The organism is Paenibacillus sp. 598K (genome assembly GCF_003851045.1).
Classification (GTDB): Bacteria; Bacillota; Bacilli; order Paenibacillales; family Paenibacillaceae; genus Paenibacillus_D.
In genome coordinates, this window is record NZ_BFBX01000086.1 from 15,044 (window position 1) to 16,019 (window position 976).

Genomic DNA, 976 nt, shown 5'->3' on the forward strand with positions numbered 1-976 from the left:
GCTGCTGGAGGCGGAGCAGGAGGCTTACAAGGAGGATCTCCTCGGCTGGCAACGCGGGCTGCGGCAGCTCGGCTACGATCAGGAGGCGCTGCGGGAGGCGTTCGGTGCGGTGCGCGATTACGGTCTGGCGCAGCCGTCGCTGGAGCCGATCCGGGCCTCGCTGCTGCGCCGCTTCGAGCAGGACCGCGAGACGCTGGTCGCGCAGCGGCTGCTGATCGAGCGTCGTCAGAGCGAGCTGGAGAGCGAGCGGCAGGCGTTAGGGGAGGAGCTGCGATCTTGGCAGCAGAGCCGCGAGCCCGAGCCGCCGCGCAGCGCCGCCCGTGCGGGCCGACGCGACAAGCTGGCAGTCGGCGTAGGGGTGCCGCTCTACGCGGCCTGCGACTTCAAGCCCGAGGTGTCCGAGGAGCGCAAGGCGCGCATCGAGGACGCGCTGGCGCATGCCGGGCTGCTGGATGCCTGGATCGCGCCGGATGGCCGGATGGGCAGCCTCGCGAGCGGCGAGGAGGAGGCGTGGCTGCTGCCGGCTCCGGTGGAGCTCGGCTACACGTTGGCCGATCTGCTGCAGCCTGACGTGCCGGAGGGCTGCGGCGTCACGACCGCTCAGGTAGCCGATGTTCTTGCGAGTTTGCTATGGGACGAGGAGGGCGTCCTTGTCGGCGAGGGTCAGTGGGCAGGCGCTGTCGCAGGCGACGGGGCCTACCGTCTCGGTCCGCTCGCGGGCCGAGCGATGGTCCGGGAGCGGGCCGAGTATATCGGCAGAGAGACGCGAAAGCGGACGCGGCTGCTGGAGATCGCCAGACTGGAGGCGCATATCGCGGCCAAGGATGGCGAGCTGGCCGAGATGGCTGCGGACATCGCAGCGGCGCGCGAGGCCGAGCGGCTGCTCGCGGCGGAGCGGGACGGGTTCCCGGACGGTCGCGGGCTGGCATCGCAGCTCTCTGAGCTACAGAAGGGCGAGCACCGGCTGCAGGCGATG

1 pseudogene is annotated in these 976 nt (G+C 71.3%); it reads left to right on the top strand.

Features of this window, described 5'->3' with window-relative positions:
- Positions 1-976: pseudogene (locus tag PA598K_RS36460) on the top strand (TIGR02680 family protein); the annotation flags it as partial.